Source organism: Pseudomonas sp. NCHU5216, assembly GCF_052156495.1.
Taxonomy (GTDB): domain Bacteria; phylum Pseudomonadota; class Gammaproteobacteria; order Pseudomonadales; family Pseudomonadaceae; genus Aquipseudomonas.
Genome location: NZ_JBQLIX010000008.1, coordinates 113,246 through 128,537, shown reverse-complemented (window position 1 = coordinate 128,537; position 15,292 = coordinate 113,246). Strand labels below are relative to the sequence as shown.

Here is a 15,292-nt window from a genome sequence, read left to right as displayed (position 1 = left end):
GCTTGTGGCTTGTGGCTTGTGGCTTGTGGCTCGAAAAATGTAATACCTTTTTTGACAGCGGCACGAAGGCTACGGTTAGAATCCCCTGGCACGCACCATGCATGATGGTGCCTTTCCTTAACCGGACCAGGGAGTACGCCGTTGGACGCAAGCGCCATCAACAATCTGTTCTTGATCGGCGCCTCACTGGTAGCGGCCAGCATTCTGGTCAGCGCCTTCGGTACGCGTTTCGGCATCCCCATTCTGGTGATCTTCCTCGGTGTCGGCATGCTTGCCGGCGTCGACGGCCCCGTCGGCATCGTCTTCGACAATTACCCTTTGGCCTACCTGGTGGGCAACCTGGCGCTAGCGGTGATCCTGCTCGATGGAGGCATGCGCACACGGGTCTCGACCTTCCGCGTGGCCTTGTGGCCGTCGCTGTCCCTGGCCACGGTCGGGGTGATGATCACCGCCGGGCTCACCGGCCTGGCCGCGGCCTGGCTGTTCGACCTGAGCCTGCTGGAAGGACTGCTGATCGGTGCCATCGTCGGCTCCACCGACGCCGCGGCGGTGTTCTCTCTGCTCGGCGGGCGCGGGCTCAACGAACGGGTCAGCTCCACCTTGGAGATCGAGTCCGGTAGCAACGACCCGATGGCGGTGTTCCTCACCGTCACCCTGATCGCCATGCTCGCCAGCGGCCAGACCGGCTTTAGCTGGGATCTGCCGATCCAGCTAGTGCAGCAGTTTGGCCTCGGCATGATCCTCGGTCTGGGCGGCGGCTGGCTGCTGCTCAAGCTGGTCAACCGCATGGAGCTGGCCAGCGGGCTATATTCCCTGCTGGTGGTCAGCGGCGGCCTGATCATCTTCGCCATCACCACTGCCGTGGGCGGCAGTGGCATCCTCGCCATCTACCTGTGCGGCCTGCTGCTGGGCAACCGGCCGATCCGCTCGCGCCACGGCATCCTGCACATGCTCGATGGCCTCACCTGGCTGGCGCAGATCGGCATGTTCCTGGTGCTCGGCCTGTTGGTCACGCCGCACGAGCTGCTGCCCGTCGCCCTGCCGGCCCTGGCACTGGCACTGTGGATGATTCTGTTCGCGCGGCCGCTGTCGATCTTTCTCGGCCTGCTGCCGTTCCGCGCCTTTCACGACCGTGAGCGCATGTTCATCGCCTGGGTCGGCCTGCGCGGCGCGGTGCCCATCATTCTCGCCGTGTTCCCGCTGATGGCCGGCCTGCCCAACGCGCAGCTGTTCTTCAACGTGGCCTTCTTCATCGTGATCATCTCCCTGTTGGTGCAAGGCACCAGCCTGCCGTTGGCTGCCAAGCTGATGCGCGTCACCGTACCGCCGGAGCCGGCACCGATCTCGCGCGCCGGGCTGGAGGTGCACCCCACCAGCCAGTGGGAGTTGTTCGTCTACCGCCTGGGCGCCGAGAAATGGTGCATCGGCGCAGCGCTGCGCGAACTGAACATGCCCGACGGCACCCGTATCGCCGCCCTGTTCCGTGGCCGTGAACTGCTGCACCCTTCCGGCAGTACCCGCCTGGAGGCCGGCGACCTGCTCTGCGTGATCGGCCACGAACATGACCTGCCCGCCCTCGGCAAGCTGTTCAGCCAGGCGCCCAAGCGCGGCCAGGATCTGCGCTTCTTCGGTGATTTCGTGCTGGAAGGCGACGCCGAACTGAACGCCATCGTCGCGCTCTATGGGCTCAAGCTCGGGGATGTCGAGGGCAACCAGACGCTGGGGCGCTTCATCGCCCATGAGATCGGCGGCGAGCCGGTGGTCGGCGACCAGGTGGAGTGGCAGGGCCTGACCTGGACGGTAGCGGCCATGGAAGGGAACAAGGTGCGCAAGGTCGGCGTCAGATTCCCCGAAGGCAGTCGCCCCGGTCCCGGCCTGTTCCTCTGAGACTTTGCTAGGATCGCGCACCTGACGCCGATCATTCATGATCGGCGTCGTTGCCTCTGCTGCTTCATACTGAGCACATCCATACTTCCTCGGTCATCGGATCATCATGCCCAAGCTGCGCCTTTCCCTAGCAGTCACTGTCTTTCTTCTGTGTTTCGGTCTGGGCGCTGCGCAGGCCGACGAGCCACCCAAGGCGGCCGATATTCAGCAGAGCCTGGACAGCCTGGCCGACCGCAAGCTGCCCGAGGCCGAGCAACTGGCCCTCAAGCAGACCCTGGAGCAGACGTTGCAAATGCTTCAGGACCGCGACAACGCCGAACAGCGCCTGGACGACCTGCGCCAGCAGATCGACAAGGCCCCGCGGCAAATCAGCGAAGCACAGCGCGAATTGAGCCGGCTCAAGGCCAGCCCCGAAGTGCCGGTGGCGCAACGCTATGGACGCCTGTCGCTGGATCAGCTCGATCAACTGCTGAGCGAACGCTCCAACCAGATCAGTGACTGGAACAAGGCGATCATCGACGCCAATAGCCTGATCATCAGTGCGCAGAACCGCCCCGAGCGCGCCCAGACCGAGATCAGCCAGAACCAGACACGCAGCCAGGACATCAACAACAGCCTCAAGAGCGGCCGCGTGGACGGCAAGCCGCTGAGCCCGGAACGCCGTGACCAACTCAATGCCGAGCTGGCCATGCTCACGGTGCAAACCCAGCTGCGCCGCCAGGAGCTGGCCAGCAACAGCCTGCTGCAGGATCTCGGCAGCGCGCAACGCGCCCTGCTCGATGAGCGCATTCGCCGCGCCGAGCAGGAGCGCCAGGCGCTGCAAGGCCTGATCAACGAGCGCCGTCGTGAAGATTCCGAGCAGACCGTTGCCGAGCAGTCGCGCGAGGCTGAGCGCACCAGCTCGGACAAGCTGCTGGCCAAGGAAAGCTCGCTCAACCTCAAGCTCTCCGACTATCTGCTGCGCTCCACCGAACGCCTCAACAGCCGCACGGAAGAGAACCTCAGGGCGCGCCAGCAACTGGACAACCTGAATCAGGCCAACCAGGCCCTGGACGAGCAGATCCGCGTGCTGCAAGGCAGCCTGCTGCTGTCGAAGATTCTCTATCAGCAGAAGCAGGCGCTGCCGCAACTCAAACACGAGGATGGCTCGCTGGCCGACGACATCGCCGATATCCGCCTGTATCAGTTCGACCTGAACAAACAGCGCGACGAGATCAGCGACCCCAACGCCTATGTGGACAAACTGCTGGCCGACCAACCCAGCGAGGAAATCACCCCCGAGCTGCGTAAGGCGCTGCTCGATCAGTTGGCGACCCGCCGCGAGTTGCTGGAAAAGCTCAGTCGCTCGCTCAACGCCCTGCTCAACGAATCCATCACCCTGCAGATCAACCAGAAGGAACTGCAGAGCACCGCCAGCAGCCTGCGCGCCACCATCGACGAGCAGATGTTCTGGATACCCAGCAACAAGCCGCTCGATCTGGACTGGCTCAAGCTGGTGCCCTACCAACTGCAGCGGCAGCTCGCGGAGATTCCCTGGGCCATCGCCATCAGTGAACTGGGCGCCGGGCTGATCGAACGCCCGCTGGTGTTCCTGCCGCTGATTCTGCTCTGCGCCGTGATTCTCTGGCGCCGCCAGTACCTGTTAGGCAAGCTCGGCGAACTGCATGCCGACATCGGCCACTATAAGCACGACAGCCAGTTGCATACGCCGCTGGCCCTGGGGCTGAACCTGATACTGGCGCTGCCGGTCGCGTTACTGCTGGCGCTGTGCGGCTATGCCCTGCTGCACGATGCGCGCGGGCAGAACCTCTACCTCGGCGGCGCGCTGTACGAGATGGCCGAGGCCTGGTTGGTGTTCTACACCCTGCACCGCATCCTGGCCCCCGATGGCGTGGCCGTCCTGCATTTCCATTGGCCACCGGCCAACGTCGCCTTCTTCCGCAAGCACATGCGCCGCCTGGGCCTGGTGGTGATGGCGCTGGTCGCGGTGGTGAGCATCGCCGAGCACCAACCGGAAAGCCTGGCCAGCGATGTGATCGGCATTGCCGTGGTGATCACCTGCTATGCCCTGATGGCCTGGATGCTGTTCAACCTGCTGTTCAATGCGCCCTTGCGCGAGAACACCTCGGGGCTGCGCACCACCCTCGGCGTGCTGTTCAACCTGCTGCCGCTGGCACTGATCGGCGCGGTCGCCTTCGGTTACTACTACACCGCGCTCAAGCTCACCGACCGCCTGATCGACACGCTCTACCTGCTGATCATCCTGCTCATCGTCGAGGCGGCGCTGGTGCGCGGCCTGAGCGTCGCCGCCAAACGCCTGGCCTATCAACGCGCCCTGGCCAAACGGCAAGCACAGAGCAAGGAGGGTGCCGAGGGCGAAGCCGCCATAGAAGAGCCCACGCTGGACATCGAGCAGGTCAACCAGCAGTCCCTGCGCCTGATTCGCCTGGCCCTGCTCGGCGGCTTCCTGGTCTGCCTGTACTGGGTCTGGGCCGATCTGATCGGCGTGTTCACCTACCTGGAAACCGTCAACCTCTACGAGTACAGCAGTGGCACCGGCAATGCCGCGACGCTGGTGCCCATCAGCCTGCTGGATGTGCTCGGCGCGCTGCTCATCGTCGCCATCACCGTGGCCCTGGCGCGTAACCTGCCCGGCCTGCTGGAAGTGCTGGTGCTGTCACGCATGAACCTGGCGCAAGGCAGTGCTTACGCCACCACCACGCTGCTGTCTTATGCCCTGGTCGGCATCGGCATCGTCACCACCCTGTCCACCCTCGGGGTGAGCTGGGACAAACTGCAATGGCTGGTAGCGGCGTTGTCGGTGGGGCTGGGTTTCGGCTTGCAGGAGATCTTCGCCAACTTCATCTCCGGCCTGATCATCCTCTTCGAGCGCCCGGTGCGCATCGGCGACGTGGTGACCATCGGCAACCTGTCCGGCACCGTGAGCAGAATACGTATTCGCGCCACCACCATCACCGATTTCGACCACAAGGAAATCATCGTCCCGAACAAGACCTTCATCACCGGCCAGTTGATCAACTGGTCGCTGACCGATACGGTCACCCGCGTCACCCTCAAGGTCGGCGTCGGTTACGGCTCGGATCTCGAGCTGGTGCGCAAGCTGCTGCTGCAGGCCGCGCAGGAGAACCCACGGGTGCTCAAGGATCCAGCGCCCATCGCCTACTTCCTCAATTTCGGCGAGAGCACGCTCGACCACGAGCTGCGCATCCATGTGCGCGATCTAGGTGATCGCAACCCGGCCACCGACGAAATCAACCGTTTCATCGACCGCGAGTTCGCGAAGAACGGCATCAACATCGCCTTCCGCCAAGTCGAGGTGTACGTGAAGAATCTGGAACGCGGCGAACAGAAACTCGATCAGAAAGAGATCGCGCAAATCGCCGCGGCCGGCGCAGCGGACATCCAGACACCGCCACCACCGGCCACACCCTGACCGCCAGAGGAGCCCATGGTGAAACACCTCGATGAGCTGACCTTCGACAACCGCTTCGCCCGCCTCGGTGATGCTTTTTCCACCGAGATGCTGCCCGAGCCCATCGAGCAGCCGAGGCTGGTGGTCGCCAGCGAAGCGGCCATGGCCCTGCTCGACCTGGATCCTGCCGAGGCGCAGCGCCCCGAGTTCGCCGAACTGTTCGCCGGACACAAGCTCTGGGAGGAGGCCGAGCCACGCGCCATGGTCTACTCCGGCCACCAGTTCGGCGGCTACACGCCGCGCCTCGGTGACGGACGCGGCCTGCTGCTGGGTGAAGTGCTCAACGATGTGGGCGAGCACTGGGATCTGCACCTCAAAGGCGCCGGCATGACGCCCTACTCGCGCATGGGTGATGGCCGCGCGGTGCTGCGTAGCTCGATCCGCGAATTCCTCGCCAGCGAACATCTGCATGCGCTCGGCATTCCCAGCTCACGGGCCCTGTGCGTCACCGGCTCCGATACGCCGGTGTGGCGCGAGAAAAAGGAAAGCGCCGCCATGCTGCTGCGCTTGGCGCAGAGCCATGTGCGCTTCGGCCACTTCGAGTACTTCTACTACACGCGCCAGCACGAGCACCTGAAAACCCTCGGCGAGCATGTCATGGCCTGCCACTTTCCCCACTGCCTGGAGCAGGACGAGCCCTGGGTGGCGCTGCTAAGCGAAGTGATCGAACGCACCGCAGCGATGATCGCCCACTGGCAGGCCTATGGCTTCTGCCATGGGGTGATGAACACCGACAACATGTCGATCCTCGGCATCACCTTCGATTACGGCCCCTACGCCTTCCTCGACGACTTCGACGCCAACCACATCTGCAACCATTCCGACGACACCGGCCGCTACAGCTTCAGCAACCAGGTGCCCATCGCCCACTGGAACCTCGCGGCCCTGGCCCAGGCGCTGACCCCCTTCGCCCCCGTCGACAAACTGCGTGAGGCCCTGGAGCTGTTCCTGCCGCTGTACCAGGCGCATTACCTCGACCTGATGCGCAAACGCCTGGGCTTCACCAGCGCCGAGGACGACGACGAAGCACTGATCCAGCGCCTGCTGCAACTGATGCAGGCGGGCAAAGCCACCGACTACACCCTGTTCTTCCGCCGCCTCGGCGAGCACGCACCTGCCGATGCATTGCAGGTGGTGCGCGACGATTTCGTCGATCTCGCCGGCTTCGATGCCTGGGGCCAGGACTACCTGACGCGCTGCCAACGCGAAGCTGGCGAGCAGGCCGAGCGCCGGGCGCGCATGCACGCGGTCAACCCCAGGTACATCCTGCGCAACTACCTGGCGCAGCAGGCCATCGAGGCGGCCGAGGCCGGCGACTATGGCCCGGTGCGCGAACTGCACGCGGTATTGTCCCGCCCGTTCGACGAACAACCAGGCAAGGAACGCTACGCCGAGCGCCCGCCGGAGTGGGGCAAGCACCTGGAGATCAGTTGTTCGTCGTAAAGTCAGCCGTGGACGGAGGGGCCTCAGGTATCCGGCTAACCCTTATCTGTTAAATCGAAAAGGCATATCAATCTGCCCAAACATTCTTAGACTATCTAAAAGAACCCCTCTATCTTGGCGCCCAGCCAGGCCGCCCCGGTGCGTGCCGATACCTCGTACGAGATTCGCAGCCAAGGATTTTCATGCCCTGGGACTCCCTCCCCCTCCTCTTCGTCGGCGCCCTGCTGATCTGGGTGCTCTATGCCTTCGTCCGCGAGAAGTGGAGCCCGGACATCGTCGCGGCCATCGCCGTGGCCGCCTTGCTGGTCAGCCAGTTGCTGACACCGGGCGAAGTGCTCAGTGTGCTGTCCAACTCGGCACCGGTGACCATCGCCTGCATGTTCGTACTCTCCGCTGCCCTGGAGCGCACTGGCTGCATCGACGCCCTGGGCAACTGGCTGGGTGACCTGGTCGGCACCAGCCCCATTCGCGTGCTCACCGGTCTCACCGTCACCGCGCTGGTGGTGTCCGCCTGCCTCAACAATACGCCGGTGGTGGCCATCCTCACCCCGGTGGCCATCGCCCTGGCGCGGCGGGCCGGCACACTGCCCTCCAAGCTTTTGATCCCGCTGTCCTATGCCACCATCCTCGGCGGCACCCTGACCATGATCGGCACCTCCACCAACATTCTGGTCGATGGCGTGGCGCGCAAGGCGGGCATGGCGCCGTTCGGCATCTTCGAGATCACCGGTGTCGGCCTGGTGATGGCGGCCTTCGGCATGCTCTATCTGCTGATCATCGGTCATCGCCTGCTGCCGGAGCGGGAAACCCTGTCGCGCCAGCTACGGCCCGACCTGTCGCGCACCTTCATGACCGAGCTGCTGGTGCCCCACGACTCGCCGATGATCGGCAAGACCCTGCACGAGGCCAACCTCAACGGCGGCAGCGGCCTGCAGGTGCTCAAGCTGTTTCGCGACGAGCAGGAGCTGACCGAGCCCGGCGCCGACACCCTGCTGGCCAGTGGCGACCGCCTGATGCTGCATGGCCAGGTCAAGGACGTGGTGGAGTTGCGCGAGAGCGGTCATCTGAGTTTCAACCGCGGCGATGCCTTCGAGACCCTCAGCAGCCATGACGTGATCCTTGCCGAGGCCATAGTCGGGCGTAACTCGCGTTACAGCCACCGCCCGATGCGCGACCTCGACCTCACCGCACGTTACGGCATCGCCGTGCTGGCCATTCACCGCCAGGACGAGAACGTGCAGGGCAACCTCGACGATTTCCAGTTGCAGTTCGGCGACGTGATGCTGGTGGAGGGCACCCCGGCGCAAATCAAGCGTTTCGCCGACAACGGCGAGCTGATCAGCCTCAACGCCGTGCAGGAGCGCGCCTTCCGCCGCGACAAGGCGCCCATCGCCATCCTCGCCACCCTGGCGGTGATGCTGCTGGCGGCCTTTGGCGTCATGCCCATCGAAGGCCTGGCGATCATCGGCGCAGTGACCGTGCTGGCCACTCGCTGCCTGGACGTGGAAGACGCTTACAAGGCGGTGGACTGGAAGATCCTCAGCCTGATCTTCGGCATGCTGGCCATCAGCATCGCCATGGACAAGGTGGGCCTGGTCAGGCTGCTGGTGGAGAATGTCATGGGCTGGCTGCCCTGGGCGGGGCCGCTGCTGATGCTCAGCCTGATCTACCTGCTGACCTCGATACTCACCGAAATGCTCTCGAACAATGCGGTGGCGGTACTGGTCACGCCCATCGCCATCGGCCTGGCCCAGCATCTGGGTATCGACCCGCGCCCCTTCGTGGTGGCCGTGATGTTTGCCGCCAGCGCCAGTTTCGCCACCCCCATCGGCTACCAGACCAACACCTTCGTCTACAACGCCGGCGGTTATCGCTTCACCGATTTCATGAAGGTGGGCATCCCTTTGAACCTGCTGCTGTGGGGCGTGGCGACAGTGGTCATCCCCTGGTTCTTCCCGCTGACTCCGGTTTGACGGCATAAGCGGCGAACGCAATGTTCTAATCCGGGTAGCGTTTTGCCGCCTCCGTGCATTGACCGGCTCCTGAGCCTTATCCATGCTGCGAATCTTTCAATCTGCCCTTGAAGGAACATGCGCATGAAACTGGAAACCCTGGCCATTCACGCTGGCTACGACGCGGATCCCAGCACCAAAGCGGTGGCGGTGCCGATCTACCAGACCAGCTCCTTTGCCTTCGACGACACCCAGCATGGTGCCGACCTGTTCGACCTGAAGGTGGCCGGCAACATCTACTCGCGCATCATGAACCCCACCAACGCCGTGCTCGAAGAACGCGTGGCGGCGCTGGAAGGCGGCGTCGGTGCCCTGGCCGTGGCCTCCGGCATGGCGGCCATCACCTATGCGATCCAGACCCTGGCCGAAGCCGGCGACAACATCGTCTCGGTGGCCAAGCTCTACGGTGGCACCTACAACCTGCTCGCCCACACCCTGCCACGCTTCGGCATCCAGACCCGCTTCGCCGCGCACGATGACATCGCCGCATTGGAAGCGCTGATCGACGAGCGCACCAAGGCGGTGTTCTGCGAATCCATCGGCAACCCGGCCGGCAATATCGTCGACCTCCAGGCACTGGCCGACGCCGCTCACCGCCATGGCGTGCCGCTGATCGTCGACAATACCGTGGCCACGCCGATTCTCTGCCGCCCGTTCGAGCATGGTGCGGATATCGTCGTGCACTCGCTGACCAAGTACATCGGCGGCCACGGCACCAGCATCGGTGGCATCGTGGTCGACTCTGGCCAGTTCCCCTGGGCCGATAACAAGACGCGCTTCCCGCTGCTCAACACGCCCGACCCGTCCTACCACGGCGTCACCTACACCGAAGCCTTCGGCCCGGCCGCCTTCATCGGCCGCTGCCGCGTGGTGCCACTGCGCAACACCGGCGCAGCGCTGTCACCGTTCAACGCCTTCCTCATCCTGCAAGGCTTGGAAACCCTGGCCTTGCGCATGGAGCGGCACACCGACAACGCACTGAAAGTGGCGCAGTACCTGCAGAACCATCCGCAGGTGGCCTGGGTGAAGTACGCCGGCCTGGCCGATCACCCCGAGCATGAACTGGCCCAACGCTATTTCGCCGGCAAGCCGGCGGCGATCCTCTCCTTCGGCATACAGGGCGGGCAGGAGGCTGGGGCGCGCTTCATCGATGCGCTGCAACTGGTGGTGCGTCTGGTCAATATCGGCGACGCCAAATCGCTGGCCTGCCATCCGGCGTCCACCACCCACCGCCAGCTCAGCGACGAGGAACTGCAGAAGGCCGGGGTGCCACGCGACATGGTGCGCCTGTCGATCGGCATCGAGCATATCGACGATATCCTCGCCGACCTCAGCCAGGCGCTCGAAGCGGCGCGCGGCTGAGCGCTTGAAAAGCGACGGTTTCGGCTCCAGATAAGCATCATTGCCGCTGGAGCCGAATCATGAGCGATCCCCTGCTAATCCCCTGCCCGCACTGCAACGGACTCAACCGCATTCCCGCCGATCGCCTGGACGATGCCCCACGCTGTGGGCGCTGCAAGAGCGAGGTGCTGCCTGGCACGCCCATCACCCTGACGCAAGGCAACTTCGCCAGCCAGCTCAAGGGCGACCTGCCCCTGCTGGTGGATGTCTGGGCCAGCTGGTGCGGCCCCTGCCAGGCCTTCGCGCCGACCTTCCAGCAAGCCGCCGCACAGCTACAGGCGCGCTGTCGCCTGGGCAAGCTGGACAGCGAAGCCAACCCCAACCTGGCCGGACAACTGGGCATTCGCTCGATCCCCAGCCTGATCCTGTTCAAGGGTGGCGTCGAAGTCGCGCGTCAGAGCGGCGCCATGCCGCTGCCGCAACTGCAGGTCTGGTTGCGCCAGCAGGGTATCTAGCGTGCTGGCTATCCCCGGATTGCATCCGGGCTACGTGTCTGGATCCTTGAGCGCATCGGTCAGTCGCCACGGACGCTGCGGTCAATTGCAACGAGCTTAACGCCCCTTAGTCTGTTGAAGTCCCCGTTCAAGGAGCTTCGCCATGCCGCCGCCCGAGAAGATCGCTCGCCAACTTACCGAAGAACAGATTGCCTTCGTCAAACGCAGCGGCCTCAAGGCCGATGTGCTGGAGCCCGGTTTCGTGCGTCTGTGCATGCCGCTGCAAGGCAACCAGAACCATATCGGCAGCATGTATGCCGGCGCGCTGTTCACCCTGGCGGAAATGCCCGGCGGCGCGCTGTTTCTCACCAGCTTCGACACCGAGCGCTTCTACCCTGTGATCAAGGACATGAACCTGCGCTTTCGTCGCCCGGCCATGGGCGATATCCGCGTCGAGGCGCGGCTGTCACCGGAAGACATCGCGCGACTGCAGGAGCAAGCGGGTCTGCACGGCAAAGCGGACTACCTGCTGGAGCTGCAACTGACCGACGGCAACGCGGAAGTGGTCGCGGAAAGTCGCGGCCAGTACCAATTGCGCTTACGCTGAAGACAGCCGCTGCCTGCATTCGTAATCGGTAACAGTCCCTGGCCTTGCCATACGTCAAAAGAGCGGCTATCTGAACAGGCACAATAAAATTGCCGACGGGTATCGGCAGGAGAACCGTCACCATGTACCACCACATCCTCATTGCCCATGATCTGCGCGACACCGCCGACATGGCCCTGTGCCGTGCCAGTCAACTCGCCAAGCAGCACGATGCACGCCTCACGATCCTGCATGTGCTCGACCCGAGCCAGAGCAGCGAACAGCACGACAAAGCCCGCCAGGCACTCGACCGCAGCCTGACCCAGTACGCCCCGCCCGGCACCGAGCTGCGCATGCTCAGTGGCAAGCCATCGGAGGTGGTGCTGCAGCAGGTGCAGGAGACGGGTTGTGACCTGCTGGTGCTCGGCGGCCATCAACAGCGCCATGATTTTTTTTCCGGCACCAGCCTGGATCGCATCGCGCGGCGTTGCAGCGTGCCGCTGTTGCTGGTGGCCCGCAACGAGTCGGCCCCCTATCAGCGTGCAGTGGCCGCCCTGGACTTTTCCCTGTGCGCCTGCAGCGCCCTGGGCCAGGCTTACCGACTGCTGCCTGGCAGCGCCGAGCTGCATGCCCTGCACGTATTCGAGCCGGACAAGGGCACGCCCAAGCAGATCGCTGAACAGCTAGAGACCCAGCGCGGCCTGATCAGCCAGTTGTTGCACGACGAAGCGCTGCTGCTACCGCCTGGTGGCCCGACGCTGAGCCATGAAGTGCTGCAAGGCGGCATCCTGCGCAGCCTGCAGGAACAGATCAAGGTTCGTCGCAGCGAGCTGCTGGTACTCGGCAGCCATGGCCGCAGCGCCTTCTCCCAGGCCTTGCTGGGCAGCCTGGCGCAGCACTTCCTGCACAAGGCACCGTGCGACGTGTTCGTAGTGCGCTGAACGCCTGAAAGGCAAACGCCGCGGCCTGCCTGAGGCAGTCGCGGCGTTCTTGTTGACTCAGGCGTTGAGCAGATCGTGCAGCTCTACGAACTGCTGGGTCAGCTTGTGCCGTGCATCCAGATGGATCAGCGGCGTGCATACCTGGTGCGATTCGCGCATCTTCACCGAACTCATCAGGTTCACCGGCAGCACCGGCAGCCCTTCGGCGATCAGCTCGTCAAGCAACTGCTGCGGCAGCACGGCACGCGGCTGGAACTGGTTGACCACGATGCCTTCCACTTCCAGCTTCTCGTTGTGGTCTTCCTTGAGCTCTTCGAGTTCGGCCAGCAGCCCGTACAAGGCATTGCGCGAAAAGCTGTCGCAGTCGAAGGGAATCAGCACACGGTCCGCCGCGATCAGCGCCGATACGGTGTAGAAGTTCAGCGCCGGCGGCGTGTCCAGGTAGATGTGCTCGTAGTCTTCGCTCAGCTCGTCGAGGAGTTTGCGCAGCTTGTTGATCTTGTGCTTCTGCTCCAGCTTGGGCTGCAGCTCCGCCAGTTCCGCCGTGGCGGTGATCACGTGCAGGTTGTCGAATGGCGTCTCGTAGATGTCCACCTTGCCTTTCTTGGCGAAGGGGCCGGACGACAGCGTCTGCTTGAAGAAATCGGCAATGCCCACCGGGATCTCGTCGCCAGTCAGCCCGGTGAGGTAATGGGTCGAATTGGCCTGGGCGTCCAGGTCGACCAGCAGAGTGCGGTAGCCCTGCGCCGCACTCACCGCTGCGAGATTGCAGGCAATACTGGATTTGCCCACGCCGCCTTTCTGGTTGAACACCACACGTCGCATCGTTGCTCTCCCCGATCTCGAACGTTACAAATTCTATGCAAAGCCCATGACAAGCACGAGACGCAGCCCCCTGCGCCATCATCCATCCATCAGAAGACACTGCGCAACATTTGCACAGTTCCACGCGCATCTAGATAATGCCCGCCCGAATTAATACCGGCACTATGCCACGGCACTGACTGACACTGTTTCTTTCAGGCGCCTTTTCGTGCCCACCAGTCTGCCCGGAGTGGCGAAAAGCCTCGTGCTATGAATTTCCAGATCGAAGGATGGCGCGCCTGGGCTCCGGGCTTAGAGTCAATGGATGATTGGCGTGCCTGGTGCAACGCCCCCAAAGTCGTGCCCGACGACCAGCAACAACCTGACGTGAGCTTTCTGCCCGCCATGCAGCGCAGGCGCCTCAGCCGACTGGCGCGGATGATGTTCCATGTGGCGTGGCCACTGGCCGATGAGCAAGGCGCCCTACCACTGGTTTTCGCGTCACGCCACGGCGAGACGCCACGGACGCTGGCGATACTCGGCGAGCTGGCGAAAGACGAGCCGCTATCCCCGACCCAGTTCAGCCTGTCAGTACACAATGCCATCATCGGCTTGTGGTCAATCCTGCGCAACGACACCAGCGAAATGACTGCAATGTCAGCCGCCGGAGATGGCCTGGAGCAGGCCCTGCTCGAAGCCAACGGCCTGCTTGCGGAAGGTGCTCCTGCTGTGTTGCTGGTCATCGCTGAAGAGTTACCGCCTGACCTCTACACGTCACATATAGATGACATACCCTTTTCCTACGCGCTGGCTCTGCTGCTGAAACCAGGCAGAACCTGGACCTTGAGCCTCGCCCCTGCCGATTCTGGTATACCCGCCGCCTGGCCACACCCACTGAACCTGCTGCGCGCCTTCTACGGCGAGCAGCGAACGCTGATTCACTACTGCAAAGGCCGCCAATGGATCTGGTCACGCAACGAAGACTGAGCCCCTACAGCCCCCCCTATGCCTGGAGGCTGATTGCTACCGCACTGAGCTTTGCCCTGTTCGGCATCGGCGGCGTACTGCTGCGCGTGCTGGTGTTTCCCCTGCTCGCGCTGCTGCCTGGCGATATCCTGCGTCGTCGCACGCGTGCTCGCGCAGTGGTTAGCTGGACCTTTCGCGTGTTCGTCCAGTTCATGTACCGCACAGGCGTACTCACCTATGAGGTCGAGGGTGCCGAGCGCCTTGGCCGCCCTGGGCAAATGGTGATCGCCAATCACCCGTCGCTTATCGATGTCGTGGTACTGATCGCGTTTATTCGCGACGCCAACTGTGTCGTCAAACAGAGCCTGTGGGACAACCCCTGTATGCGGGGGCCGATCCGCGCTGCCCAGTACATCAGCAACAGCGGCAGCCTGGACATGCTAGATGAGGCCGCCGGCGCCCTGCAGAGCGGCGAGACCTTGATCGTTTTCCCTGAAGGGACGCGCACCGTTCCCGGCAACAACCCGGAGTTTCATCGTGGTGCGGCGGCTATCGCCGTACGCGGCGCCAGCATCGTCACGCCCGTGGTGATCAGCGTAACGCCCACCACCCTGACCAAAGCCGAGCCTTGGTACAGCATTCCATCACGCCGTTTTCACTTTCGTTTACGCGTCGGCGAGGATATCGACCCACGACAATTCACCGAGCAGGCTCCACTGCCTATTGCGTCGCGTAAGCTCAATGACCGTCTACACCAACACTTCATGAAGGAGCTCGCAACAGATGAGCGATCTACAACTTGAAATCAAGAACCTGATCATCGATGCCTTGGGTCTCGAGGACATGAGCGCCGACGATATTGGCACGGAGCAGACCCTGTTTGGCGAGGGGCTCGGCCTGGACTCGGTGGATGCCCTGGAGCTGGGCCTGGCGATTCAGAAGCGCTTCGGCATCAAGATCGACGCCGAAGCCAAGGACACCCGCAAGCACTTCGCCAATGTCGCCAGCCTGGCCGAGTTCATCTCCGCCCGCCAGGCCGCCTGAGGATTACCGCCCATGCAAACCCGCGATGAAATCTTCGCCACCTTGCGCAGCGCACTGGTGGAGTTGTTCGAATTGGATGCCGAGCGCGTAACCCTGGATGCGAACCTCTACGAAGACCTGGAGATCGACAGCATCGATGCCGTCGACCTGATCGACCATATCAAGCGCCAGACCGGGCGCAAGCTGGCGGCCGAGGAGTTCAAGAGCGTACGTAGCGTCGGCGACGTGGTGGAAGCCGTATACCGCCTGATCAACGACACGCCCCAGGCCCAAGCCTGACC

General features: G+C 63.5%; 13 protein-coding genes. 12 read left to right on the top strand and 1 reads right to left on the bottom strand.

Translation table 11 applies throughout. From position 1 onward, the window contains the following. Nucleotides 1-141 precede the first annotated feature (141 nt). From ACSVIK_RS08885 to ACSVIK_RS08850, 8 genes are all read left to right on the top strand, one after another. A complete protein-coding gene (locus ACSVIK_RS08885) occupies nt 142-1,887 on the top strand; it encodes a potassium/proton antiporter (protein WP_442443978.1) in 1,746 nt (581 codons plus the stop codon). 106 nt (nt 1,888-1,993) lie between these two features. Beyond that, entirely contained in the window at nt 1,994-5,341 is a 3,348-nt protein-coding gene (gene mscK, locus ACSVIK_RS08880) for a mechanosensitive channel MscK (protein WP_442443977.1), read from the top strand. An 18-nt stretch (nt 5,342-5,359) separates the two neighbouring features. Then, nucleotides 5,360-6,823 carry a protein adenylyltransferase SelO gene (gene selO, locus ACSVIK_RS08875; RefSeq protein ID WP_442443976.1) on the top strand — a complete coding sequence of 488 codons (1,464 nt, stop codon included), beginning with the start codon at nt 5,360-5,362 and terminating at the stop codon, nt 6,821-6,823. A gap of 182 nt (nt 6,824-7,005) precedes the next feature. After that, a complete protein-coding gene (locus ACSVIK_RS08870; protein WP_442443975.1) occupies nt 7,006-8,796 on the top strand; it encodes an SLC13 family permease in 1,791 nt (596 codons plus the stop codon). 123 nt (nt 8,797-8,919) lie between these two features. Further along, a complete protein-coding gene (locus ACSVIK_RS08865) occupies nt 8,920-10,197 on the top strand; it encodes a bifunctional O-acetylhomoserine aminocarboxypropyltransferase/cysteine synthase (RefSeq protein WP_442443974.1) in 1,278 nt (425 codons plus the stop codon). A 59-nt stretch (nt 10,198-10,256) separates the two neighbouring features. Then, nucleotides 10,257-10,691: a thioredoxin TrxC gene (gene trxC, locus ACSVIK_RS08860; RefSeq protein WP_442443973.1), complete on the top strand. Its 435-nt coding sequence runs from the start codon at nt 10,257-10,259 to the stop codon at nt 10,689-10,691. A 142-nt stretch (nt 10,692-10,833) separates the two neighbouring features. Beyond that, nucleotides 10,834-11,277, top strand: a complete 444-nt coding sequence (locus ACSVIK_RS08855) for a YiiD C-terminal domain-containing protein (protein WP_442443972.1) — start codon at nt 10,834-10,836, stop codon at nt 11,275-11,277. A 122-nt stretch (nt 11,278-11,399) separates the two neighbouring features. Continuing rightward, nucleotides 11,400-12,197 carry a universal stress protein gene (locus tag ACSVIK_RS08850; RefSeq protein WP_442443971.1) on the top strand — a complete coding sequence of 266 codons (798 nt, stop codon included), beginning with the start codon at nt 11,400-11,402 and terminating at the stop codon, nt 12,195-12,197. 57 nt (nt 12,198-12,254) lie between these two features. On the opposite strand, the gene ACSVIK_RS08845 is transcribed toward ACSVIK_RS08850, so the two are convergent. Next, nucleotides 12,255-13,022 carry a ParA family protein gene (locus ACSVIK_RS08845; RefSeq protein ID WP_442443970.1) on the bottom strand — a complete coding sequence of 256 codons (768 nt, stop codon included), beginning with the start codon at nt 13,020-13,022 and terminating at the stop codon, nt 12,255-12,257. Between the two features lie 249 nt (nt 13,023-13,271). Here ACSVIK_RS08845 and ACSVIK_RS08840 point away from each other — a divergent pair, with 249 nt between their 5' ends. From ACSVIK_RS08840 to ACSVIK_RS08825, 4 genes are read left to right on the top strand one after another with little or no spacing between them, the layout of a single operon-like run. Then, complete coding sequence (locus ACSVIK_RS08840) at nt 13,272-13,988, top strand: beta-ketoacyl synthase chain length factor (RefSeq protein WP_442443969.1); 717 nt, start codon at nt 13,272-13,274, stop codon at nt 13,986-13,988. Continuing rightward, nucleotides 13,961-14,770 (top strand): lysophospholipid acyltransferase family protein, encoded by an 810-nt coding sequence (locus ACSVIK_RS08835; RefSeq protein WP_442443968.1) that lies wholly within the window; start codon nt 13,961-13,963, stop codon nt 14,768-14,770. The genes ACSVIK_RS08840 and ACSVIK_RS08835 overlap by 28 nt, the downstream gene beginning before the upstream one ends. Further along, nucleotides 14,751-15,011, top strand: coding sequence for a phosphopantetheine-binding protein (locus tag ACSVIK_RS08830; RefSeq protein WP_442443967.1), 261 nt, complete (start codon nt 14,751-14,753; stop codon nt 15,009-15,011). Before ACSVIK_RS08835 ends, ACSVIK_RS08830 begins: the two co-directional genes overlap by 20 nt. Nucleotides 15,012-15,023: 12 nt before the next feature. Next, a complete protein-coding gene (locus ACSVIK_RS08825) occupies nt 15,024-15,290 on the top strand; it encodes an acyl carrier protein (protein ID WP_442443966.1) in 267 nt (88 codons plus the stop codon). Nucleotides 15,291-15,292: the final 2 nt, after the last annotated feature.

Bases quoted from the DNA above. Each gene is read 5' to 3' on its own strand.
- ACSVIK_RS08845 (WP_442443970.1), bottom strand. From the start codon at position 13,022: ATGCGACGTGTGGTGTTCAACCAGAAAGGCGGCGTGGGCAAATCCAGT.
- ACSVIK_RS08840 (WP_442443969.1), top strand. From the start codon at position 13,272: ATGAATTTCCAGATCGAAGGATGGCGCGCCTGGGCTCCGGGCTTAGAG.
- ACSVIK_RS08830 (WP_442443967.1), top strand. From the start codon at position 14,751: ATGAGCGATCTACAACTTGAAATCAAGAACCTGATCATCGATGCCTTG.
- ACSVIK_RS08855 (WP_442443972.1), top strand. From the start codon at position 10,834: ATGCCGCCGCCCGAGAAGATCGCTCGCCAACTTACCGAAGAACAGATT.
- ACSVIK_RS08850 (WP_442443971.1), top strand. From the start codon at position 11,400: ATGTACCACCACATCCTCATTGCCCATGATCTGCGCGACACCGCCGAC.
- ACSVIK_RS08825 (WP_442443966.1), top strand. From the start codon at position 15,024: ATGCAAACCCGCGATGAAATCTTCGCCACCTTGCGCAGCGCACTGGTG.
- ACSVIK_RS08835 (WP_442443968.1), top strand. From the start codon at position 13,961: ATGGATCTGGTCACGCAACGAAGACTGAGCCCCTACAGCCCCCCCTAT.
- ACSVIK_RS08865 (WP_442443974.1), top strand. From the start codon at position 8,920: ATGAAACTGGAAACCCTGGCCATTCACGCTGGCTACGACGCGGATCCC.
- mscK (WP_442443977.1), top strand. From the start codon at position 1,994: ATGCCCAAGCTGCGCCTTTCCCTAGCAGTCACTGTCTTTCTTCTGTGT.
- ACSVIK_RS08870 (WP_442443975.1), top strand. From the start codon at position 7,006: ATGCCCTGGGACTCCCTCCCCCTCCTCTTCGTCGGCGCCCTGCTGATC.
- trxC (WP_442443973.1), top strand. From the start codon at position 10,257: ATGAGCGATCCCCTGCTAATCCCCTGCCCGCACTGCAACGGACTCAAC.